Here is a 21,811-nt window from a genome sequence, read left to right on the forward strand (position 1 = left end):
TATTCAGCGGCCGAACCCTGCCGTCATTCCGGTCACGATATGGCGCCGACCGAACAGGTAGAGGGTGAAGATCGGAAGCGTCGAGAGGACTACGGCCGCCAGAATCGCCGGCACGTTGACAGTGAACGCGCCCTGGAATGTCCAGAGCGAAAGGGGCAGGACGCGATTGTGAGCGCTCTGCGTCATCACAAGCGGGAAAAGGAAGCCGTTCCACACGATCAGCGCATCGTAGACAATGACGGTGACGATCGCGGGCCGGGCGAGTGGCGTCACGAGAATTGCGAGCATCCGCCAGTCCCCTGCACCGTCGACACGCATCGATTCGAACAGTTCGCGCGGGATGTCTCGAATGAAGTTCGCGAGGATCAAGACCGTGATCGGCACGGCGAACCCGATCGACGGAAGAATCACGGCGAGGAGCGTGTCGTACAGTCGTGCCGCCGAGAGCAAGTAGAACAACGGAACGATCGTCGCGTGCAGCGGAACTGCGAGCCCGAGCAGGAAGAGTCGGAAGGCCGTGCGGGTGAAACGACTGTTAACCCGCACGATCGCGTACGCCGCCAACAGGCAGATGAATACGGTGACGGCAACGCTCACGGTCGTTACCACGAGCGAGTTGCTGAGGTAAAGGAGGAAGCCGCTGCTCAGCACGAGGGAGTATCCGTCGAGCGTGGGGTCAGCAGGCGGGACAAGTTGGTTGCTTGCGAAATATCCCGCCCGCGGCCGCAGGCTGCTGATGACTACGTAGTAAAGCGGGACGATGACGACAGCGAGCCAGGCCCACGCTCCCACCGCTCCCACCCAGTTGCGTGTGCCGGTTCTTCGTCGCGGCCGCCGCTTGAGCGCATCCGGTACGCGCGAGGCGGGTCGCCGGTCGCTGCCGTCCACGAGTGGGCCTGTCACAGACCCTCCTGCTGGCTCTCCATTCGGTCGAAGCCGCTTAGCTTCGTGATCAGCACACCAATCGCCAGGCCGATCACGACGAGGATCATGGCGATGACACTCGCCTTGCCGAACTGGTGCGCGGAGAATCCGGTGACGAACATGAGGATCGGCAGGATTCTGACGCCGGCGTTGGGGATGCCTGCGGAGAGCACGAAGATCGCGTCGAAGTACGTCAAGGTGCCCACCGCGATCAGCGTCGATGAAGCGGCGATCGTATATCGCAGTTGCGGAATGGTGACGTGGAAGAACTGGGAGACCCGACCCGCGCCGTCGAGTTGGGCAGCTTCGTACAGTGAAGCAGGGATGCCTCTCACGGCGCCTTGGTAGAGGAGGGTGTGAAACGGCACGAACTGCCAGGCCATGACGAAGATGACGGTGATCAGGGCGAGTTGCTCGTTGCCGAGCCAGTCTTGCTCGAGGAGCGGGATGCCGAGTGACGCACCGAGCCCGAAGTTAGGGTCCAGGATCGCCTTGAATGCGATCGCGACCGCAGCGGACGACAGGATAAGCGGAAGGACGAAGATGGCTGCCAGGACGGCGCGGTTGCGTTGACGACCTGCCGTCCAGGTTCCGAGGAGTACGCTCACCGGCGTCTGTACGAGCCATGAGAGCACAACAACCTTGAGACTCAGGAGGAGTGCGTCGGCAGTTGTCGGGTCGGAGAGCACCTCCAGCCAATTGTCCGCCCCGACCCAGACCGGTTCTCGGAGAGCGTCCCACCGCGCGAAGCTCAGCCACAGCGCGACAAGCAGCGGGACGATCGCGAACGCGATGAAGAAGATCAGCGCCGGCATGAGCATCCAGGCGGCACCTCGATTCGCCGCCCCTACCCCGCGCGCGCGTTGGCGCCGGGTGTACGTGGGGATGCCACGATCGCGGAGCGCGGTCATGAGCCGCTCCTCAGCGGATCGTCCTGTTCATGTTGTCGCTGAACTGTTCGGCCGTGATTCGCCTGTTGAAGAGGTCGTCCAGATTCGTGAGGAGCGCCGTAGCTTGATCCGGCGGAAGCGCCTGGTCCCATGACATCTGGAAGCTCGCGGCGGTCTTCGTCATCTCATAGATCCTGGTGACGAAATCACCTCCCTTCGCCTCGATCAGGGTCTCGGCGTCAACGACCGGGGGCACCTGCCCACTCTCGAGCACGAGGTCGGTGTAGGCCCGGTTGAAGACCCCCTCGTTGAGATAACGGAGCGCAGATGCCTTCTGGTCGTCGGACGCGCTCGATGAGATCGAGAAGTAGCCAGAGGGGTTGCCCACGAGGTTCGACGGGTCACCGACTCCGCCGGGGACCTCGGGGAATGAGCTGTACCCGAGGCCGGATTCCGCGAAGTCAGCAGCGTGTTCCGTGAAGACCGAATGGGCCCACGAACCTTGAAGCAGCATGGCGGCCTTGCCCGTGTAGAGCAGCGCGACATCGGCGTTGGAATCAGCTGTCACCGACGAGAACCCGTCGATAAATGCCCCAGCCTCGACCAGCTTGAGGATCGTTTCATTCGCCTCGACGATGCCGGGGTCACTCCAGGCATCCTTCTCGCCTGCCATAACTCTCTGGAAGGCCTGCGGGCCCGCGATGCGGTCCACGAGGTATTCCTCCCACATGAGCAGAGGCCACTTGGATGCGCCCGCGAGCGAGAAGGGCGCGACGCCCTGAGCGTGAAGCCTCGGGATGATCTCGAAGATCTCCTCGAGGGTCAGCGGGACCTCGACACCCGCCGCATCGAGTACATCCTCGTTGTAGAACAGCAGTATCGGCGCCGTTGCGTTCATGGGTACCGCATACACCTTGCCGTTCACGATGCCCTGAGCCCAGACCGCCTCGAGGTACTTCCCCTCGGCGCCGACGGTCTGATCCGTGATGTCCTCCACCTTTGCCGCTTCGACGTACTCCTTAAGCGTGCCGCCGGCCCAGTTGTAGATGATTGTCGGTGCAGCGTCAGCGCCCACCGCTGTCCGGATCTTCGTCTTGTACGCGTCATTCTGAAAGTACAGCCCCTCGATGCGGTCACGCGGGTTTGATGCGTTCCACGCCCGCAGCGACGGTTCGAGAAGCCCCGTCGCGTCGTTTCCGCTGAGGCCCCAGAGTGTCGCCACGCCGGCGGCCCTCCCACTGGATGATGCTGGAGAGCAGGACGTAGCGGTGATGGCGACCGAAAGTGCACAAACCACAATGGCCGCCGAGCGCGCGCTCGACCTCGCTGAGCGGCGGGGCATCAACGAGCGACGGAACAGCGTCATTGCCAATGCTCTCCTCGCAGGGCGCCGGAAAGCCACCATACCCCACGGGATCGACCCTCATCGAGTCAGCAACACCTATCCGGGCACGCGCTCCGGAAGATCCTTGCTTTAGCTATGCCACACGCGACGCCGCGCGCTGAGTGTCCGGTTCCGTGGCACCGATTTTGCTGAGACCGGCCATCGCCCACGGCATGAGCGCAGGTCCCCGATCGAAAAGGCGACGCCACGGCCGCAACTCCACGATCACCGAGTTCTCGCGGCCGCGTTTCGTGGCCGCATGTGCCTGGTCCGTCATCGCTCCGCCCCTTCGCGTCGTTACATCGAAACGGTAATGCGAAGGCAGATCCGCATCAATTTTCCATCGATGATTAGAAAGTTTTCGTCCTCAATCCCGAGGTTCGGACGTGGATTCGCGGATCACAAGGGATGTGGCCAATTCGACGCGAGTGGGTTGCGTGCCTCCGCCACGCAGCCTTAGTGCCATGCGTGTCGCCATCTCAGCCATCTCCTGAAGGGGCTGGTGAACAGTCGTCAGAGGCGGACGCGCGAGCAACGATGCAGGGACATCGTCGAAGCCGACCACCGACACGTCGCCCGGCACATCGAGCCCCAACGCGAAGGCAGCGGTGATCACACCGAACGCCTGCATGTCGTTCCCGCAGACAATGGCTGTTGGTCTGTCGTCGCGGCCCAGCAGTTTGCGTGCTTCGCGTTCACCATCACGACGATTGAAGCCGCCGATCCCCATCATGCTGGAGTCAATCGTGATGCCGGCTTCACCAAGCGCGGACTGATAGCCCGCAATCCGCGCTCGAGAACACCACAGGCCTGGCGGGCCGGAGATCGCGGCGATCCTTCGATGCCCGAGTTCTACCAAGTGGCGGGTCGCAGCCACACCTCCTGCCCAGTTGGTGGCGCCGACCGACGGTACATCAGCAGGCGGTTCGCCGGCGGGATCCATCACGACGAATGGGATATTCCGCGCAGTCAGCTGGCGCCTGTGCTCGGACGTCAGGTTTGAGAATTGAAGGATGACGGCCAGTGGGCGTCTGCTGAGAACGCCTGTGATCCAATCGTCATTCGGCCGATAGTCGTCGCCCAACGCGGAGAGCCCGAGGACGAATCCGGCTTCGCGAGCCACTCGCTCCACCCCGCGAATCATCTCGACCGACCAATCGCTGGCGGGCTGCTCCGTGATCAGCTCTACCAGCCCGCCGCGCTCATCATCCGTGCCTCGTTTCGCGTACCGCATTTCCTGAAGCAACGTTTCGACACGTGCCCGGGTCTTCGGCGACACTCCTGGACGCCCGTTGAGCACTTTTGAGACAGTCGACAACGACACAGAAGCCTCATGAGCGATCGCTTCCAATGTCGGTCGACTTCGCTCGGTGGCCTGCTCTGGCATATGGGACACTCTGCCACCTGGAGGCACTTTTCTCCTCTCAGAACGAAATCTGTCAAGAGGCCCGCGCCTGCCGTCCAGACCCACCTGGAGGGCCCCTGGGGCGCAACCGCTGCCTCGTTCGGCGCCCGACGGCGGGGTCAGCCAGCGGTAATGGGCGATTGCTCGCGAATCTGGGCGATCTGGTCCTCCAGCATGCTTGGCCGACATGCGATTGCTCCGCTCACCACGAGCAGGACAAGGCTCCCGAGCAGCACCCCGCAAGGAGCGGCCCACTCCCCCGACGCCTCATGGATGAGCCCGATGCCGACAGGACCCAGGCAGGCAATCCCGTAGCCGATCCCCTGCATAGCTCCGGACAGCAACGTCGACCCCGCAGTCGTCCGCGTGCGGACGTTGACCAGGGTGAGGCACAACGGAAACGTGCTGACACCGAGCCCGAGCAGGACGACGCACAACACGGCAGCGTCCCGTGGCGACGCCAGTAGCCCCAAGTAGCCTGTTGCCATCAGCAGAGCGCACGCGACGACGATCATGAAGGGGTTGCGCAGACGCACCGTGAGCGGTGGGACGACGAAGGCAGCGACAAGCCCGAAGGCCGAAAAGAGGGCGAGGAGCGCGCCGCCTTGTGCGGAGTCGGCGCCGGCGTCGACGAGAATCGTCGGCAGCCAGGTGATGAGCGCGTATACGTTGAGCGCGGTCACGCCGAGCATCAGCACCATGGCCCACAGGAGCGGGGTTCGCCATGCCGCGCGGAGCCTCTTGCCCGCCTGGGCCGACGCGTCCGGCCGGCCCGAGAGCGAGGTGGATCGTCGGGCGAGAATGATCCAAACGGCGGCCGCCACAGCGGTCGGGACCGCCCACATCCCGAGCGCCCATCGCCACCCCCATGCAGCCGCGACCGGAACCGCAATGAGCGGGGCTGCGAACTGCCCGACCTGAAGCAGAGCGAGGTACATCGAGCTCATGGATTTGATGTGATCGGGGAAGTACCGCTTCACAAGCGGAACCACCAGGACGTTCGAGCAACCGACTCCGGTCAGCGCAAGGACGGTCGATATGACGAAAGCCGCGGGATCGCCCGAAAGCGACCTCACTGCGAGGCCCGCGGTTGTGATGACGACCGCGCCCGCGATCGCGATATCAAGACCGACCCGCCGCGCCACGAGCGCCGCAACGAACCCGAACACGGCGAAGCACCCCGTTACGAAGGTGCCGAGCAGGCCGTATAGCGACGAACCGAACCCCAGATCTTCGCCGATCATGTCTAGGAGCGGCGGGAATCCTGTAACTGCGGTGCGAAGGTTCAAAGCCGTGAGTGCGATAGCGACCAGCGGGGCAAGTGCACCGTTGCGAACAAACGACATGAGGCGCCCGCCAAAGATAGGATGATGGGATGAATCCAGAGCAGTCTAGTGCTCCGCCACCCGGCCGCAAGACGCCGACCACAACCGAGCGGGTCACGTGGCGATTCCATGACGAGATCGCTTCAGGACGTTGGGCTGTCGGCGCTCGAATTCCTACTGAGCCGGAACTGGTCGCGTGGACGGAGTCGGGACGCAACACGGTTCGAGAAGCCATCCAGTCCCTGGTCGCGGCCGGTCTCCTCCGACGTGAACAGGGCCGGGGAACCTTTGTGATCTCCCGATCGGACCTTTCCCCGGTGCTCGCCCGACGTGCGGCTCGGGCAACGAGGCGCGAAACGCTCGAGCTTCGTGCAGCCCTCGATGGCGCAGCTTCCGCGCTCGCAGCGAGGCGGCGAACCGATGCCGACGCCATCCGTTTGGAGGATCTCCTCGAGCGGCGCAGCGAGTCGTGGGAGACCCCCAACCTCGAAGCGCGCATCGCGGCTGACCTCGCATTGCATCGAGCAGTCATCGAGGCTACTCATAACGAACTCTTGCTCGAACTGTATGACGGGCTGCTCCCGCTGTTCGCCGAGCTCATGCTCGAGGATGTGTCCTACGACCACGACCCCCACCAGAACGACCACGCGCAGCTCGTGGGAGCAATCGTGGCCCGGGATGCAGACGGCGCGCGGCAGCGTATCGCGGGACTGCTCGAGCCGCTTATCGCCGAATCGGAGGAGTGAGACCCCCAACCTCGAAGCGCAGAATGCCCGCGTTGCATTCATCCTCGCTCAGCGGCCGAGCGCGGGCTCCCTCTCGAGATGATCGCGTGCTGCAGCAATCGCGAGCCGCGCGTGCTCCTTCGCCCCCAGCTGCGCAACGAGCATCGCGCGTGGAACTTCCAGCGCGTACGGGATGCCCGATGGCAGTGTCGACAGAATGCCCTGAATGTCGATGTCGCCTTCGCCCGGGAAGAGGCGCTCGAAGCGCGCCGTGTGGATCAACTCCGCCGTCGTGGAGGGTATCTCCCCTGGCGCATCGCACACGTGGGCGTAGTGGAACCACTCCCGCGGAAGCTCACGCAGGTCGTCGAGACTCGAGCGCGATCGCGCGAAGTGCAGGAGGTCGATGAGCATCCCCGCGTTCGGCTGGTCCGCCGCGCGCAGGACCCGAGTGGCTTCGGTCAGATTCCCGGTCTCGGTCCAGGAGGGGAACTCGAGGTCGATCGTCAGACCCAGCGGCGCCGCGAGCCGGCACAGCTCTGCGAATCGATCCGTCTTGCGGGCGAAGTCGGAGTCCGGCAGCTGGGTGATGACATGACGCGCACCGAGCTCGGCGCCGGCCTCGAGGAAGCGCAAGTAGTCACGCGGGCTGTCTCCCGATGTCATGCGGGCCAGCTCGATGTCGAGCACCTCGATGCCCGTCGCCGCGAGGTGCGTCTTGGTGGCGCGCATGAGGGCCGGGTCATAGGCGAGCGGATAGTGCGGCTCTTGCGGCGTCACTTTGGTCATGCGCAGCCCGACGTACCGATACCCGGCCGCGGCAGCGGCATCCACGAGCTCCGGCGGAGACAGGCTCAGCGCCGTCAGATGGGCGAGCGAGTAGTCGCGCTGGGACTCCGAGGCGGGGCTGATCGGCGCGCTCGCCAGCATCCGCATCCGCTGACGGCGGTGCGCCGCCATGCGGAGCGGCACGGAGTGCGGCTCGCCGAATCCGCTGTAGCCGCCGACCCGCTCGACGACTTCGAAGAACACGCGCGAGCCCAGCATCTCGGTGAAGAAGTGGAGGAACTCCCCGCTGTCGTCGCGGTCGTAGAGGATCGAATTCTCGCGCAGGCGTTCGAGCAGGCCGGGCGCGAGATCGAGTCGAGCATCGAGATTGTCGTAGTAGTTGTCGGGGATCTCGAGGATCCGCGTGCCCTGCTCGCGCATCGCCTTCGCTGACGCCACGGCGTCCTCCGTCGCGAAGGCCACCAGCTGCGGACTCGACACCCCCGGCGCCCAATCGCCGCGTCGCAGTGCGCTCGTGTTGAGCATGACGCGCACGCCACCGCTGGGTGCGCTGGCCGACCACGTGCGGATGAGGCCGAACGGCGCGGTGATCTCGGTCGAGCCGCCCGGGACGAGCCCCAACACCGCGCGATAGAACAGCGAGGACTGGTCGAAGTCGTCGATCGAGTCGGTGATCGAGACGTGATCGATCGCATGGACCATGGGGGCAGCCGGCGCGGGCGCGCCCGTCGAGTCGAAGTCGGCCAGCCATCTGTCCTCGTGGGCCGATTCGCAGAAGAAAAGGGAGGTGCCGTCGGGCGCGGCCACGGAGTTCAGATCCGTCTCATCGGATCGGCGCGACCGCGCGAGCTTGGGCGCGATCAGTCCGCTCGCCCGACGCATCGACGCCTCGGGATCAGGGCTCTCGACTCCGATCGCGCAGATGGAGACCGTCGCGGGCGGGATCGACCGATCCGGAGCGAGATTGATCACGATGCGCGCGTCGCCCTGCCGCCACAGCTGCACGGGCTTGGAGCGGTGCTGCCCGACATGGGTGAATCCCAGCGCACGGAGTGCGCGCGAGACGAGCGGAGCCGACACCTCGTCGGCGCCGAGCTCGGCGAACGCGAAGCCGTCGAGCCGCGGAGCCGGCGGAAGGTCTTCCTGGGCGAGCCAACCGGGCGCCGCTCCCCCGCCGCGCGCGGCCACCGCCTCGGCCAGGAGGCGCAGCGACCGCATGGCGTCGATCGCCGTGTGCCTCGGGTCTTCCTGCTGGTAGACGTCGTTGAACACCTCGAGCGCGATCGGTCCCGTGTATCCCGACGTTAGGATGCGGCTCACGAAGCCCGCGACATCGAGCGTTCCCTGACCGGGGAACAACCTCGAGTGCAGACTCCACTCGCGCACGTCGGGGTTCAGCCGGGGCGCGTCGGCGATCTGGACGTAGTAGACCTTCTCTGCCGCCACCGCCGGGACCGCGGTCGGGTGATTGTCGAGCGAGAGGACGTGGAAGCTGTCGAGGCACAGTCCCAGAGCCGGGTGGTCGACGCGCCGGACGATGTGCCAGGCATCCTCGTGCGTGCGCACACGACCCCACGGCACGGCTTCGTACGCGAGCCGGATGCCGCGGCTCGACGCCGCATCGGCGAGGACGCCCAGCTGCTCGACTGTCAGGTCGTCGTCGTCGAGCCCCGAGGCGGATCGGGAGGAGCAGCAGACCAGAGTTCCCGCGCCGAGCTGCTCGACGAGGCCGAGAGTGCGCTCGGCGCGACGCAGGATTGCGCCGAAGTTCTCGGGCGGCACCGTCTCGACGTGCAGCGGCTGATACGCCTCGATCGACAAATCCAGCCGCCCCGCCTCCTCGGCGAGGCGGCGGGGCGACCACGGCGACATGACGAGGTCGTGCTCGAGCACCTCGACACCGGTGAAGCCGGCCGCCGCCGCCGCGCGCAGCTTGTCTTCGAGCGTGCCGGAGAGGCACGCGGTCGAGATGACCGCGCGCGGCATCCCGGTTCCGTGGCTCATAAGAGGACCTCCTCGTGAATCGACATCCCGTCGCGGGTGGGATCAGTGGGTCGCGACGTGCCCTACTCGTTCGCCGGGCGAGTAGATGTCGAGGATGTTCCAGTGACCCGTCGTGGGAGTCGGCACGTTGATCATCGAGACATCGATGACGACGGGCCCTCCCATCGCGATCGCCTCCTCCAGCGCAGGCTTGAACTCGGCAGCCGCCTCGACCTTGATCCCGGTGACTCCGTACCCGCGCGCAATCGCCGCGAAGTCGGTGTACATCGGGTCGTCCGAGCTCCCGAACACCGTTCCGTAGGTCGTGTCGAAGGCCGACTTCTCGAGGCCGGCGATCGTGCCGAAGGCGTTGTTGTTCATGACGACCCAGACGACGGAGACGTTCTGCTCCCGCGCCGTCGCCAGCACTGCGGGGTTCTGGCCGAAGCCGCCGTCGCCGACGAGAGAGACGACGACGCGGTCGGGGTGCGCGATCTTGGCGCCGACGGCTGCGGGAGCCCCGAAGCCCATCGTGGCGAAGCCTCCGGGGGTCAGGAAGGTGCCGGGTGTGAGGATGTCGAACTGCTGGCCGACGCCGTTCTTGTTCCATCCCACGTCGGTCGTGATGATCGCGTCGGCGGGCAGAACCGCGCGGGTCTCCGAGAGGATCCGCTCGGGCCGCATCGGCCACTCGTCCGAGACCTGTGCGTCGGTGTTCTGCAGCTTTTGCTGCGCGCGGTTCGCGGCGATCTTGGCGATGAAGTCGTCGCGACGGACACCGGCGGGCGCGAGCCGTCGCGCGACGCGGAGAAGCACCGTCAGGGCCGACTTGAGGTCGGCGAGCGCACCGATCTCGAGCGGATAGTTGCGGCCGAGCTCGGCGGGATCGATGTCGATCTGCATGAGTCTGGTCGCCGGGATGTCGAAGGTGAACTCGGGGTACCACGACGACGAGTCGGCCTCGGCGAACCGTGTGCCGAGGGCCAGGATCCAGTCCGCCGTGCGCGTCGCCTCGTTTGTGAACGCGGTTCCCCAGAACCCGGTCATGCCGAGGACGAGGGGGCTGTCGTCGGGCAGCGCTCCCTTGCCCATGAGGCTGTGCGCCACGGGAAGCGAGAGGAGCTCCGCGAACTCGGCGAGCTCAGCCGCGGCATCCGCTCCCACGATCCCGCCGCCGACGTACAGGACGGGCCTCTCGGCGTCGAGCAGGTTCTGCACGATCTGCTCTGCGACCTCCTCGTCGAGACTCGGACGCGCGAGCGACCGCGCGTTGCCGATCACTCTGTCGAAGAGGGCGACGTCGATCTCGGCTGAGAACACGTCCATCGGAACGTCCACGAGGACCGGTCCGGGGCGGCCGCTCTCGGCGAGCGCGAACGCTTTGTCGAGCACCTCTGCGATGAGGTGGGCCTGATCGACCCGCCACGCACGCTTGACGAAGGGGCGGTAGATCTCCCACTGCGCGGCATCGGCATGCAGATTGATCTCCTGATGCGGGTGCTTGCCGTAGTAGTGGGTGGGCACGTCACCGGCGATCACCACCATGGGGATCGAGTCGAGCGCCGCATTGGCGACACCCGTCGTCGCGTTGGTGAGCCCGGGGCCGAGATGGGTGAGCACGACGCCCGTCCGCCGGGTCGCGCGCGCGTAGCCGTCGGCCGCGTGAGCCGCGATCTGCTCGTGGCGCACATTGACGAAGGAGATGCTCTCGCTCTTCTCGAGCGCCGCGAGCAGCGCGATGTTCGTGTGCCCGCAGAGTCCGAAGATGTGCTCGATCCGACGGGCCTCGAGGTATCGGACGATCTGGTTCGACACCAGGTCCTTCATGACGTTCTCCTTCATTTGTCGCGCTCGTTCGGAACGGGTCGGCGCGCCGGACCTGTGTATGTGTAGCCGATGGTCTTCGGCACGGGGCCTTTGATGCGGCCCCCCTGCGTGATCTGCTCGACGGCGTGGGCGAGGATCCCCACGGAGCGCGCAAGGATGAACACGCCCCGGCCCAGCACCGGCGTGAAGCCGAGCTCGCAGTAGATGATCGCCGTGACGCCGTCGACGTTCATCGGGATCCGCGTGCTTCTGCCGTCGCTGATCGCGTCCTCGACGGCGCGTCCGATGGCCGCGAAGCGGCCGCCGACCTCACCTCGCGCGGTGGCTTCGTCGACGAGCGCGAGCAGCCGCGGCGTCCGGGGGTCGAGCGGATGGAATCGGTGGCCGAACCCCGGGAAGTAGCGCACGCCCCCTTCCCGCTGACGGTGCAGAACGGCTGCGACAGCACTGCCGAGATCGCCACCCCGATCCCATTCGCGCTGGATGTCGAAATACAGTTCCATGCACTGCTCACCCGGGCCGCCGTGGATGTCGTCCAGCACGTTGATCGCTGACGCCATCGCGCCGTTCACGGGCACCCCGCATGTCGTCGCCATGCGGGCGATCGCGATCGAGGGCGCCTGGGGCCCGTGATCGACCGATGCCACGAGCGCAGCCTCCAAGAGCGCGGCCTGTGCCGTCGAGGGCAGCTCCCCGCGCAGCATCAGCCAGATCGTGTCGACGAATCCGACCGTTCCGATGAGCCCCTCGATGGGATAGCCGTGCAGCGCGATCTCGCCCGGTCGCACATCGATGATGTCGGTGTGCCACCACTGGCGAGCGTCTTGGAGGACGGCCGCGGCATCCTCTTCCACGGCTTCTGCCCCGCCGTCGCCGCTCATGGCGCGGCCGTCAGCGCGGCATCCGACTCGAGCGATGCGTCGTAGAAGTCCCCGAAGAGCTCTTCGTCGGACGGCCGGTCCTCGGCGATCGCTCTGGAGACCCACGTCGTGTTGAGGTAGTGCTTGAGCGAGACGTTCTCGGACGTGATGTTGCCGCCCCACGTGCCGCATCCCATCGACGAAGTCATCGGCATCCCGTTCGTGAACGAGCCTGCGTTCGCCTTGGAGTTCGGCTGGCGCACCATGATGCGCGAGACCGGCATGTGGCGCGCGAAATAGTCGATGTGCGCGTCGTCGGTCGACGCGATGCCGCACGAGTGCCCCTTGCCGCCGATGTCGTAGAGGCGCTTGGCGAGTTCGACGCCGTCTTCGAACGTGCCGTCGTAGGCGTGCACGGCCATGAGCGTTGTGAGCTTCTCCTTGCAGAACTGCCTGTCCTCGGCGATCCCGTCGCCTTCGACGAGGATGAATCGGCGGTCCGACGGGATGTCGAATCCCGCGGCCGCAGCGAGTGCCTGGGGCGACACCGCCACGGTGTCCGCGAGGCGGTGACCCTCGGCATCCCACATCACAGCCTGGAGTGCCGCGCGCTGCTCGGCAGTCGCGAGATGGCCGCCCTCGGCCTGCAGCGCGTCGAGCATGTCGCGATACCGGGATGCCGGAACCAGGACGTTGCCGTCGGCGGAGCACCCCGAGCCGAAGTCGGAGGTCTTGGAGAGCATGCAGTTGCGTGCAGTCTCCTGCAGGTCCGCCGTCTCGTCGACGAACTCAGTGGCGTTGCCGGCGCCGACGCCGTAGGCGGGTGTGCCGGAGCTGTACGCGGCGCGCACGAGCCCCTGCCCGCCGGTCGCGATGACGAGATCGGAGCGGCTCATGATCTCCTGCGACACCGCGAGGCTCGGGAGTGTGACGCACTGCAGGATGTCGCCCGGCGCCCCCTCGGCCGCGAGCGCCTCCCGCATGAGCCGGACGGTCTCGAGCGTCGTGCGCCTGGACCGAGGGTGCGGCGAGAAGACCACGACGTTCCGGGCCTTGATCGCGTAGATCGCATTGCCTGCGGGCGTCAGGTCGGGGTTCGTCGTGGGGACGACGCACCCGATCACGCCGACGGGCTTGCCGTACTTGACCAGGCCCTTCTCGACGTCTTCCTCGATGATGCCGACGGAAGGACTGCGCAGGGCGTCGCGGAGCACGCCGCGGATCTTCATCCGCTTGTTCATGCGGCTGTCGAAGTCTCCGAGGCCGGACTCCTCGATGCCCATCTCCACCAGTCGGTGGAAGGATGAGCGGTTCGCGACCGCCCAGGCGACGGCCCGGATGAGGCGGTCCACCCGCTCCTGGTCGTACGTCTCGATGATCGCGAGGGCGGCCCGGGCGCGGGCGAACACCTCGTCGAGCTCTTGTTCCTGCTCGGGTGAGAGGGATCTGGGCGCTGAAGCAGCCATGACAACTCCGTCCGTGGGCATCTGTGCCGTCCGCCGAAATGGTAGGCACGCGCCGCCGGGCGCGACAAAGCCTGTTCCACTGGGCAGAAGCGCGACCCCGATGAGGCCTCGGCGAGACCCTCGGAAGCCCCGCTGTACCACTCGGTGGATCGCTCTGTTGCCCGGCCTCGCAGAGCGGGGATAGCGTCCGAGCGCTGACCGAGGCCCGCGCCGGGCACCCGGTCGGCACCCCCTACAGGATGGCTGCGCCGCGTGCACCGCCATCGGATCGACGATGATCAAGGAGCAGACAGGGATGCGAAAACGACTCACCACGAGGTGGGGAGCGGCGGGGATCGGGGCGCTCTTCGTGCTCTCACTCGCCGCCTCGCCCGCGTACGGGCTGAACATGCCCGCCGAACCGTCCACCGCCGCGGGCCTGACCGGCGTCGAGCCGACGGGCGCCGACTCCCCCACCGTGGGCGGCAACCTCGGCAACCAGCACTACTCGGGGCTCAGCCAGATCACAAAGGAGAACCTGCAGCAGCTCGCCCCCGCATGGCGGACGCACCTTTCGGCGGTCGCGCCCGCGTCGAGCAACGTCGGTCAGCAGACGACGCCGATCGTCGTCGACGGCGTCATCTACGTCGATACCCCGAGCGGCGGCGTCATCGCCGTCGACGGCGTGACGGGCGAGGCGATCTGGAAGTGGGACAAGCCCGCGTACGGAACGTCGTCCACCCGTCGCGGCGTCTCGGCCGGCGAGGGCCGGATCTACACACTGGCCGGCGGCAATCGCGTCGTCGCGCTCGACCAGAGCACAGGGCAGGAGCTCTGGGCGGTGCAGCCCAAGGGTGCGAACGGAGAGGACCTCGGTCGCGTCGGCAAGGTCGCGACCGTGTACTACGACGGCGTCGTGTACGCCCACGCGGCAGACGGCGACCGCGGTGCGGTCGTCGCGCTCGACGCGGCGGACGGCCACTACCTGTGGCACTTCTTCGGCGGGCCCAAGCGCGGCGAGCTGTTCACCGGCCTCGACGGCGTCACCTTCGATGCGTCGGAAACCTGGGGTCCTGTACAGGCCGACGGCACGGACTGCGCCGAAGAGGGCGGCGCGACGTCCTGGATGCACGGCTCCGTCGATCCCGAGCAGGGGTACTACATCATGACCTTCGGCAATGCACGCAGCTGCACGTCGTCACAGAACGCCTCCGGTCGTCCCGGGGACAACCTGTTCTCCGACACGCTCGTCGCCGTAGACGCCAAGACGGGCGCATTCAAGTGGCACTACCAGTCGATCCACCACGACGTGTGGGACATGGACAACGTGCACCCGCCGACGCTGGCCGACATCGAGGTCGGGGGCGAGGAGCGCAAGGTCGTCTTCTACGGCAGCAAGTCGGGTCACCAGTTCGTGGTCGACCGCACGGACGGCAAGCCCGTGCTTCCCGTGACTGAGAAGCCGATGATCACGGACTCGCGCCAGCACAACACCGCGACGCAGCCGTGGCCCGAGACCCGGCTCCTTCCGGACTGCGTCGTGTGGCAGAAGCTGGACGCCGACAACGTCCCCGGCGACCCGTGGCGCGGCGTGCCGAACTACAACGGGTATCAAGCGGATGCCGAAGGCGACCTCGTGTTCAACCCGAACAGCTACGTCTCGGCCGACGAGCCGTTCCTCACCTACCCGGCGGGCTCGTCGGGTCACCGCGAGGGCTGCCTGTACGACCCTCAGTACGAACTGCCAATCCTGTCGACGACGAGTCAGAACGGCGGCGGCGACTGGTCGAACAACTCGTACAGCCACAGCACGAACCTGGTCTACTTCCCGTACGGCACCAACCCGGTCGCGCACTACGACGGAGCCGCGGCCAACGGGCTGCGCGCCATCGGCCAGTACCAGACCGGCGGGATCCTGGCATACGACGCCTCGACCGGCGAGGTCGCATGGCGCAACCACATCGGCACCGACATGTCGCACGGCCAGGGCCCACTCACGACTGCGACCGACCTGCTGTTCGTGGGGCAGATCGACGGCCGGCTCCTGGGAATGGATGCCGTGAACGGTGACGTGCTGTGGGACTTCCAGACGGGCAACGGCATCGCGTCGGCTCCCGTGACCTACGAGGTCGACGGCGAGCAGTATGTCGCCGTCCTGGCGGCAGGGTCGACCAACCCCTACGGCGGATCCGTCACGCTCGGCGATTCCCTGTGGTCGTTCAAGCTCGGCGGCACGTATACGACCGAGTCGGGAAGCCAGGAGGGCCCGAACACGGCACCGCTGTCGATCCGCCGTCCGGTCGGAGGCACAGCAGTCGAAGGCTCGACCGTCGACAACACCGTGCTCCTCGCACGGTCCAGCCGCACGGCAGACACCGCCGCGGCGCGCGACAGCGTATCGCAGAACGGCATGCAGCCGACGCACCTCCGGGTCCCCGTCGGCACGACAGTGACGTTCCGCAATCCCGGGGCGGAGACGTTCCCGAGCTTCCCGAACCTCAAGGAGCACTGCGCGACGCAGTTCTTCGAGGGCGAGTTCAACGTCAGGCTGCAGCCAGGGCAGACGTACGAGCACACGTTCACGCGTGCCGGCGAGTACTTCTTCAACGACTGCACCGACCCGCGGCCCACGGGGAAGATCGAGGTCTACCTCACGCCGAAGGACCAGTCGGGCGCCGTGACATTCACCCCAGGGAAGATCGGCCTGGGTTCCGGCACAGGCCTGTTCACCGGCGTGAACGGCAAGGTCACGGCGCAGTTCGCACTGCCCGAGGGCTACACCTACGACAGCGGCGCGCTGCTTGTGGCGCCGCTGACGTCGACCCCCGTGCAGGCCACGAACGTCACGGCCAACAAGAACAAGGTCATCGTGCAGTTCGACGCCGCCGACATCGACAACAACGTGCCGACCGGAGAGGTGAGCCTCACGGTGCGCGTCGACGTCCTGAACCCGGCGGGGGTGCAGGAGCGGCTCTCGTCCACTGCGACGGTGACCGTCGTGAAGTAGCAGGCTGGGTCATCCGCCGGTCCGCCCCCGTCGCTCGCGACGGGGGCGGACCGCTGCGTACGGCCGGTGTCCCATTCGGCGAAACTCGTCTTTGCAGGCAGTCGCCCGCAGACCAGAGTCGCAGAGGCAGCATGCGCGTGCGCAGACTCCCACGCATCAACAGAGAGGTTGACAATGCACCCAGACACCGCCGCGGTGGCGACATGACCGATGAAGAATCCCTTCCCGATCCCGAGCAGGGGCCGGGCCCCGACGCCGGGAAGGCTCCGGAGCAGCCGCGCGAGACGGGCCTCGAAGCCTCGATCTACCCGCACACGAACACCTTCTACACAGCGCCCAAGCTCAACCAGGGACTGCCGCCCGACCCCGTCGTCATCCGGATCCTCTCGGCCATCGAGATCACGATCGGCGTCACACTGTTCGCGTTCATCGTGTTCGGCGTGATGTACCAGGTGCTCGGACGGTACTTCCCTTCCGTCAGCTGGGTGGGCGCGGGCGAGCTCGCACTGCTCTCGATGATCGCCCTCACCTTCATCACGACCGGCTACCTCGTGGGTCGCAACGGGCACATCGTGCTCGAGATCTTCGATGAACTGCTCGCGGGCTCCCGGCTCTTCGTGGCCCTACGCGTCATCTCCGCCGTGATCATGGTGGTCACGAGCCTCGCACTGGCCTATGAGGCGTTCGTCAAGATCGAGACCGAGTGGGGCCGCCTGAGCGCCGCGATGCACGTGCCGCTGGGCGTGATCTACATCTTCGCCCTCATCGGCTTCGTGTCGGCCGCGATCCACTCGTCGTTCAAGATCCCCTACGCCAACCGCCCCGAGCGCAAGCTCGACATCGGCGAGATGGAGGGCTGATCGCATGGATCTCTGGCTCTACATCCTCCTGTTCGTCGTCTTCCTGTTCCTGCGCGTCCCGGTCGCGTTCGCGATGATCGCGTCGAGCATGCTGTACTTCTACAGCCACGGCCTCTCGGCGGGGTACGCGATCGCGTCGATCGTGAACGGCATCAACAGCTTCCCGCTGCTCGCCGTTCCGCTGTTCATCTTCGTCGGCACGATCGCGAACAACCTCGGCATCGCGACCCGCCTCTACGACCTCGCACGGGCGCTCCTGCCGCGCCTGCCCGGCAATCTCGCCTACGTCAACCTCGGCACCGCGATCGGGTTCTCCTGGATCAGCGGTTCGGCGCTCGCGGACGCCGCCTCCACGAGCAAGGTGCAGATCCCGCAGATGCTCAAGGCGGGCTACCCCTACGGGTTCTCTGCGGGTCTGACGGCGTCGGGCTCGCTCATGAGCACCATCATGCCGCCGAGCATCCCTGCCGTCCTCTTCGCTGCGACCGCGTCGATCTCGACCGGTGCTCTCTTCGCGGGCTCGATCGTCCCCGCGATGCTCATGGCGATCGGCCTCGCGGCGTACATCTTCGTCTGGGTCCTGCGCCACCGCGACATCGCCGTGAGCCGGCCCTTCGACGGTGGGATGCTGGGCAAGGCCGCCGTCCGGGTCGTCGGACCTGCGCTGCTACCGGTGATCATCCTCGGCGGCATCTTCAGCGGGCTGTTCACGGCGACGGAGAGCGCCGGCATCGCCGCGGTCTACATGCTCCTGCTGGGCGTGATCTACCGCACCCTCAACTGGAAGGTGTTCTGGAAGTCGGCCAAGGAGACGGTCGTCATCTCAGGCGGCATCCTGCTCATCCTCGGCGCCTCGAACCTCATGGGGCAGGTCCTGGCTCGCGAGCAGGTCTCTCGAGCGCTCGGCGAATGGCTGACGGGCATCACCGACAACCCCATCGTCTTCCTCCTCCTGCTGAACGTCCTGCTCATCCTGCTCGGGATCCCGCTCGAAGCGCCTCCCGTGATCCTCGTGCTCGTGCCGATCCTCATGCCGATCATCGGCGAGTTCGGGATCGACCCAGTGCAGCTGGGCGTCATCATGATCCTCAACCTCATGATCGGGTCGCTGACCCCACCCGTCGGAGCTGTGCTCTTCGTCGTCGGATCGATCACGCGTCGGCCCATGGGCGAGCTGTTCCGCGGCATCCTCCCGTTCCTGATCCCGTTGGGAACGGTTCTGCTGCTGCTGACGCTCTTTCCCGTCATCGTCACGTTCCTGCCCACGCTCCTGGGCCTGATGTAACCGCCGTGCCATGCCCGGTGTCCCTCGGCAGCGTCGCAGTGACACCGGGCATCCGCACCCTCCGAAAGGACTCGCTGTGAGCAAGAAGCTGTTCGTGCTCAACGGATCGAATCTCGACATGCTGGGTCTTCGTGAGCCGGAGGTCTACGGCAGAGCGACCCTCGACGACATTCGGGCCGCATGCGAGCGCGTCGCCGATGACCTGGGATTCGAGCTCTTCTTCGCCCAATCCAACGCAGAGCACGAACTCGTCGAGTGGGTGCACGACGCCTTCCGCCAACAGGCGACGGTCGTCATCAATCCCGCGGGCTTCAGCTTCACCTCGGTGCCCCTGCTCGACGCGCTGCACATGCTGTCGACGCCCGTCGTCGAGGTGCACCTCACCAACATCCACGCGCGCGATGCCGTCCACCGGAACTCGCTCGTCTCGACGGTCGCCCGAGTCGTCATCGCCGGCGCCGGCGCTCACGGGTACGAGCTCGCCATCCGCGCCGCAGACCGGCTCCTCAGCGACACAGTGGGGTGAGGGGTGCGGCATCCGTGATTCTCGACCGACTATGAAGGGCCAGGGCCGCGCGCGTCGGCTCGCACGACGGCCTCGGCGGCCTCGAATCCGAAGACGAGCGCCTTCGTCAGTGCGGTCCCGGTCATGTACGACGCACCGTGGAAGCCGCCGACGACCTCGCCGGCGGCATGCAGTCCTCGCACGCGCGTTCCGTCGACCCGGAGGACCGACGTGTCGGGTGCGACGCGGAGCCCGCCGAATGTCGAGGTCATGGCGGTCACGGCGGCATATGCGTAGAAAGGACCGGACTCCACCGGGACCAGCGTGCCGACGCCGTTGACGAGTCCCGTGCGTCCCAGAGGATCATCGCCGCGCGCGACGGCCTCGTTGTAGTGCGAGACAGTCCGCTCGAGCGCACCGGGAGGCATTCCGAGCGCCCGGCCGAGCGCCGGGATCGTCGGCGCCGTCACCATGTGGCCGAGCTCCTCGATGCGCTCCATGTCCGACAGCGGCACACCGGGTCGCGACCGCCCGCGCACGACCGAGTCGAAGACCTGGAAGGCTGTGCGCCCGGGCTGGCCGAGCACCTCGGCTCCGAGGATCTTGTACGAGGCGGACTCGTCGGCGAACCGCTCGCCGCGGGTGTTCACGAGGATCGCTCCGAGATAGTTCGCGGTCAGAAGCTCGTGCTCGTCGTCGGTCGTCTCGGCGTGCTGGCCGTACGTGCCCGAGACGTGTCCGATGTCGGCGATACCCGCGCCGAGCATCCACGCCATGCGGAGCCCGTCTCCCGTGTTCCCGACACCCCCATAGGGCATCGCCGCGGCCTGATCGGGAACGAACAGCTCCAGCAGCTCCCGCGAGCGGGAGAATCCGCCGGTGGTGAGGATGACGCCCGCACTCGCCGAGAGGGTCGTCTCCGTTGAGCGGATGCCGGTCACCCGCCCCTCATCGACGATCAGCTCTTCCGCGCCGGCGCCACGGAAGATCGTGGCTCCGGCGGCCACTGCGCCCGCCTCCAGGTGAGCGAGGAGTGTGCCGATACGGACGAGATGCGCGCGCGGCACGGTCATTCCCGCGCTGACCTTGAGCTCCTCCGCCCAGGCGTCGGCGCTGTCGATCGCCTCGAGCGCGCTCGCCTGCCGCTCGACGAGAGCCTCAAGGAGGAGCGGATCGGCGAAGCCCCCTCCCGTCCGAGCCATGTCCGCGAGGAAGAGTTCGGCGGAGTCCTCGACCCCCGCTCGCCGTTGCGCGTCAGTGCCCGACAGGGCGAACCACCCTCCGCTCATGGCCGAGCTGCCCCCGAGCCGGTCGCGCTTCTCGACCAGCGCGATGCGGTGGCCGCGCACCGCCAGTCGGTGTGTCGCCGCGAGTCCGGCGAGGCCGCCGCCCACGACGACGACATCGAAGTCACGTTCCTCAGGGCGCGTCATCGCTCCCGCCCTTCGTCGCGCCGCGTGGAGGACGCACGGGCTGTCGACAGCTCCGCTCGGAATCGTGCGACGTCGACCGTCGTCCCCCGCTCGGCGGACTGTGCGCCGGCTTCCACCAATGCCAGCGTTCGGGAGGCGTCCTCGGCCGAGACCAGGGGCTCGGCGGCACCTCGAGCGACATCCACGAAGTGCTCGAGCTGAGCGGCGAAGGAGCCGCGCGGAGCAACGGGCAGGTAGGTGCGCGAGAGCGGAGAGTGCCAGTCCCCGGGCATCGAAGGATCGTACGCGTATTTCGCGAGGTTCGGCACCGAGAGCGCACCCCGCGTGCCCATCAACTGGTAGGCGACGCCGTCGGGGATGAAGGGGAACGCGAGGGTCTCTTCGGTGGCCTGGTCCCAGCCCCAGGGCGAGACTCCCGCGTCCGAGGCGAGGAAGCTTCCGACGGCTCCGCTCTCGAACCGCAGGTTGAGCGTCATGGTGTCCTCGACCTCGAGGCCCCGCGCGTGCGAGCTGCGCATCGCCTGTATCTCCGCCACTTCCCCGCACAGATGACGCAGCAGATCCAGGTCGTGGACTACGTTGATGAGCATGACCCCCGCCCCCGCGCGACTGTGCCAGGGGATCTCGCTGAAGTAGGCGTCCTCCTTCCTGGCCGACCACACGCCGCTCACTGCGACGAGCTGCCCGAGCTCGCCCTCACGGATCGCCGTGAGCGCCCGTGCGACGGCAGGATGATGGCGCCGGTGGTGGCCGACAAGCAGCCGGCCTCCCAGACGCGCGACAGCGTCGACGAGGCGCCGCGACTCCGCGAAATCGACAGCGATCGGCTTCTCGAGCAGCACGGCGAGTCCTGCCTCGAGGCATTCGATCGCCGTATCGACGTGGAGCACGTTCGGATTCGCGATGATCACGGCGTCCATATGGCCGGCTGCCAGCATCCGCTCCGTCTCTTCGAAGACGGGGCACTCGAAGGCCTCGGAGGGCGCGACCGGGTCGGCCACCGCCGCCAGCTCGGCGTCCGCAGATGCCCGGATGAAGTCGATGTGCTGGCGTCCCATGAAGCCTGCGCCGACGACCGCGATCCGCACCGGACGACTTTCGGGTGCCGTCATGGAGCCTCCCTGCCTCACCGCCGGGTCGGTGGATCGGAGGCGAGCGTATGAC

16 protein-coding genes are annotated in these 21,811 nt (G+C 66.8%); 5 read left to right on the plus strand and 11 right to left on the minus strand.

The annotated features are described in order from the left end of the window. Positions 1-3: 3 nt before the first annotated feature. The 5 genes from ABZ477_RS04140 to ABZ477_RS04160 form a co-directional block, all read right to left on the minus strand. Complete coding sequence (locus ABZ477_RS04140; RefSeq protein WP_360128305.1) at positions 4-888, minus strand: carbohydrate ABC transporter permease; 885 nt, start codon at positions 886-888, stop codon at positions 4-6. 11 nt (positions 889-899) lie between these two features. Then, complete coding sequence (locus ABZ477_RS04145) at positions 900-1,835, minus strand: sugar ABC transporter permease (RefSeq protein WP_360128308.1); 936 nt, start codon at positions 1,833-1,835, stop codon at positions 900-902. Positions 1,836-1,845: 10 nt separating this feature from the next. Next, positions 1,846-3,036: an extracellular solute-binding protein gene (locus tag ABZ477_RS04150; protein ID WP_360128311.1), complete on the minus strand. Its 1,191-nt coding sequence runs from the start codon at positions 3,034-3,036 to the stop codon at positions 1,846-1,848. 529 nt (positions 3,037-3,565) lie between these two features. Continuing rightward, complete coding sequence (locus ABZ477_RS04155) at positions 3,566-4,585, minus strand: LacI family DNA-binding transcriptional regulator (protein WP_360128314.1); 1,020 nt, start codon at positions 4,583-4,585, stop codon at positions 3,566-3,568. A 137-nt stretch (positions 4,586-4,722) separates the two neighbouring features. Then, entirely contained in the window at positions 4,723-5,949 is a 1,227-nt protein-coding gene (locus ABZ477_RS04160) for an MFS transporter (RefSeq protein ID WP_360128317.1), read from the minus strand. Between the two features lie 29 nt (positions 5,950-5,978). Between ABZ477_RS04160 and ABZ477_RS04165 the strand changes: the two genes are divergently transcribed. Further along, on the plus strand, positions 5,979-6,674 hold the full coding sequence (locus ABZ477_RS04165; protein ID WP_360128320.1) for an FCD domain-containing protein: 696 nt from the start codon (positions 5,979-5,981) through the stop codon (positions 6,672-6,674). A gap of 48 nt (positions 6,675-6,722) precedes the next feature. Here ABZ477_RS04165 and ABZ477_RS04170 read toward each other — a convergent pair whose 3' ends face one another. Genes ABZ477_RS04170 through ABZ477_RS04185 form a run of 4 tightly spaced genes read right to left on the minus strand, consistent with a single transcriptional unit; the run spans position 6,723 to position 13,578 of the window. Next, a complete protein-coding gene (locus tag ABZ477_RS04170; RefSeq protein WP_360128322.1) occupies positions 6,723-9,446 on the minus strand; it encodes a TIM barrel protein in 2,724 nt (907 codons plus the stop codon). 42 nt (positions 9,447-9,488) lie between these two features. Further along, a complete protein-coding gene (locus tag ABZ477_RS04175; protein WP_360128325.1) occupies positions 9,489-11,252 on the minus strand; it encodes a thiamine pyrophosphate-binding protein in 1,764 nt (587 codons plus the stop codon). An 11-nt stretch (positions 11,253-11,263) separates the two neighbouring features. Beyond that, positions 11,264-12,133 (minus strand): citryl-CoA lyase, encoded by an 870-nt coding sequence (locus ABZ477_RS04180; protein ID WP_360128328.1) that lies wholly within the window; start codon positions 12,131-12,133, stop codon positions 11,264-11,266. Next, entirely contained in the window at positions 12,130-13,578 is a 1,449-nt protein-coding gene (locus tag ABZ477_RS04185; RefSeq protein ID WP_360128331.1) for an aldehyde dehydrogenase family protein, read from the minus strand. The genes ABZ477_RS04180 and ABZ477_RS04185 overlap by 4 nt, the downstream gene beginning before the upstream one ends. Positions 13,579-13,873: 295 nt before the next feature. Here ABZ477_RS04185 and ABZ477_RS04190 point away from each other — a divergent pair, with 295 nt between their 5' ends. The 4 genes from ABZ477_RS04190 (at position 13,874) to ABZ477_RS04205 (ending at position 19,235) form a co-directional block, all read left to right on the plus strand. Further along, positions 13,874-16,564, plus strand: a complete 2,691-nt coding sequence (locus ABZ477_RS04190; protein ID WP_360128334.1) for a PQQ-binding-like beta-propeller repeat protein — start codon at positions 13,874-13,876, stop codon at positions 16,562-16,564. A gap of 203 nt (positions 16,565-16,767) precedes the next feature. Further along, positions 16,768-17,424, plus strand: coding sequence for a TRAP transporter small permease (locus ABZ477_RS04195; RefSeq protein WP_360128337.1), 657 nt, complete (start codon positions 16,768-16,770; stop codon positions 17,422-17,424). A 4-nt stretch (positions 17,425-17,428) separates the two neighbouring features. Next, entirely contained in the window at positions 17,429-18,709 is a 1,281-nt protein-coding gene (locus ABZ477_RS04200) for a TRAP transporter large permease (protein WP_360128340.1), read from the plus strand. Positions 18,710-18,785: 76 nt separating this feature from the next. After that, entirely contained in the window at positions 18,786-19,235 is a 450-nt protein-coding gene (locus tag ABZ477_RS04205; protein ID WP_360128343.1) for a type II 3-dehydroquinate dehydratase, read from the plus strand. A 29-nt stretch (positions 19,236-19,264) separates the two neighbouring features. On the opposite strand, the gene ABZ477_RS04210 is transcribed toward ABZ477_RS04205, so the two are convergent. Together ABZ477_RS04210 and ABZ477_RS04215 are read right to left on the minus strand one after the other, a co-directional pair. Further along, positions 19,265-20,647 (minus strand): FAD-dependent oxidoreductase, encoded by a 1,383-nt coding sequence (locus ABZ477_RS04210; protein ID WP_360128346.1) that lies wholly within the window; start codon positions 20,645-20,647, stop codon positions 19,265-19,267. Then, entirely contained in the window at positions 20,644-21,759 is a 1,116-nt protein-coding gene (locus ABZ477_RS04215) for a Gfo/Idh/MocA family oxidoreductase (RefSeq protein WP_360128349.1), read from the minus strand. The genes ABZ477_RS04210 and ABZ477_RS04215 overlap by 4 nt, the downstream gene beginning before the upstream one ends. Positions 21,760-21,811: the final 52 nt, after the last annotated feature.

The organism is Microbacterium sp. NPDC019599 (assembly GCF_040632175.1).
In the GTDB taxonomy this organism is placed as follows: domain Bacteria; phylum Actinomycetota; class Actinomycetes; order Actinomycetales; family Microbacteriaceae; genus Microbacterium.

What these genes read in the sequence shown, in the direction of transcription:
- ABZ477_RS04145 (WP_360128308.1), bottom strand. Translation starts at nt 1,835, where the DNA reads ATGACCGCGCTCCGCGATCGTGGCATCCCCACGTACACCCGGCGCCAA.
- ABZ477_RS04155 (WP_360128314.1), bottom strand. Translation starts at nt 4,585, where the DNA reads ATGCCAGAGCAGGCCACCGAGCGAAGTCGACCGACATTGGAAGCGATC.
- ABZ477_RS04160 (WP_360128317.1), bottom strand. Translation starts at nt 5,949, where the DNA reads ATGTCGTTTGTTCGCAACGGTGCACTTGCCCCGCTGGTCGCTATCGCA.
- ABZ477_RS04165 (WP_360128320.1), top strand. Translation starts at nt 5,979, where the DNA reads ATGAATCCAGAGCAGTCTAGTGCTCCGCCACCCGGCCGCAAGACGCCG.
- ABZ477_RS04170 (WP_360128322.1), bottom strand. Translation starts at nt 9,446, where the DNA reads ATGAGCCACGGAACCGGGATGCCGCGCGCGGTCATCTCGACCGCGTGC.
- ABZ477_RS04175 (WP_360128325.1), bottom strand. Translation starts at nt 11,252, where the DNA reads ATGAAGGACCTGGTGTCGAACCAGATCGTCCGATACCTCGAGGCCCGT.
- ABZ477_RS04180 (WP_360128328.1), bottom strand. Translation starts at nt 12,133, where the DNA reads ATGAGCGGCGACGGCGGGGCAGAAGCCGTGGAAGAGGATGCCGCGGCC.
- ABZ477_RS04185 (WP_360128331.1), bottom strand. Translation starts at nt 13,578, where the DNA reads ATGGCTGCTTCAGCGCCCAGATCCCTCTCACCCGAGCAGGAACAAGAG.
- ABZ477_RS04190 (WP_360128334.1), top strand. Translation starts at nt 13,874, where the DNA reads ATGCGAAAACGACTCACCACGAGGTGGGGAGCGGCGGGGATCGGGGCG.
- ABZ477_RS04195 (WP_360128337.1), top strand. Translation starts at nt 16,768, where the DNA reads ATGACCGATGAAGAATCCCTTCCCGATCCCGAGCAGGGGCCGGGCCCC.
- ABZ477_RS04200 (WP_360128340.1), top strand. Translation starts at nt 17,429, where the DNA reads ATGGATCTCTGGCTCTACATCCTCCTGTTCGTCGTCTTCCTGTTCCTG.
- ABZ477_RS04210 (WP_360128346.1), bottom strand. Translation starts at nt 20,647, where the DNA reads ATGACGCGCCCTGAGGAACGTGACTTCGATGTCGTCGTCGTGGGCGGC.
- ABZ477_RS04215 (WP_360128349.1), bottom strand. Translation starts at nt 21,759, where the DNA reads ATGACGGCACCCGAAAGTCGTCCGGTGCGGATCGCGGTCGTCGGCGCA.